Origin of the sequence: Limnospira sp. PMC 289.06 (genome assembly GCF_032350395.1) — a bacterium.
GTDB lineage: Bacteria > Cyanobacteriota > Cyanobacteriia > Cyanobacteriales > Microcoleaceae > Limnospira > Limnospira platensis.
In genome coordinates, this window is the sequence record NZ_JARPLC010000385.1 from 1 (window position 1) to 837 (window position 837).

Consider the following 837-nt stretch of genomic DNA (forward strand, 5'->3'; position numbering starts at 1 on the left):
TCTTGTCTAACAACTTCCTGACCCCTAGGGCTTTATGTATTTCCCGAGTCATCTTAATCAAATCTTCACAACAGTTTTTGTCCATATCATCTGGTAATATTGGTAAACTTGGCGGTGGCTCTGGTTCAGATAAATTCTCTGTATAAGGCAGAGGTACCAGGTAAAGGCACCAGTCTATATATCTATGATAAAGTTGATGGCTTATATAGTTACCAGTTTCTGGTTCTATTTGGTTAAAAACTATCGGAGCCACCGCAACATTAATCTGCTGGGCTGATTTCAAATAATAAGGTGAAAGCATCGGGTATGATGTCCATACACGCTGGGGAAACCATGTAGGAGATTTCTTGATATATTCTAGTTGACTTACCGATTTAATATAATTAAAGTGTACTCCAACTTTAACATCTCTAAACCGCAGTCTATCCCAACGCCCAAAAAGCTGTCTAGTCTCCGAAACTGGCACTATTCCCATAAAAGTTATAGACTCGAACGCCCAACGTTCATTGGAAAATTCAAGGGAACTTATTAAGCTTGATTTTGTTGTTATTGTACCCTCACCCTTCGCTATAAAATTTAATCCTGCTTCCGTAAAAGTTGGAAACCACCCCCACAAAAAGAATACTTTTTTAACTAGATAGAGTTCCCCTAACTGGCGAGAATATCCAGCCGGAGGTCGAGGGATATCGAGCTTAGGAGGTCTAAGATCATTTTCATCTTCGCTTGTCTCAATTTCATCTTCCTCTGTTTCCTCGTCTTTATCATCTTCGCAAACATTTCTGGCAAAGGTAACCGTTTTCCCCCCAATAGTTACGCTCATCGATTGCTCGCATTCCC

At 40.3% G+C, this 837-nt stretch carries 1 pseudogene; it reads right to left on the reverse strand.

From position 1 onward, the window contains the following. A pseudogene (locus tag P5674_RS25355) lies at nucleotides 1–820 on the reverse strand (hypothetical protein); the annotation flags it as partial. Nucleotides 821–837: the final 17 nt, after the last annotated feature.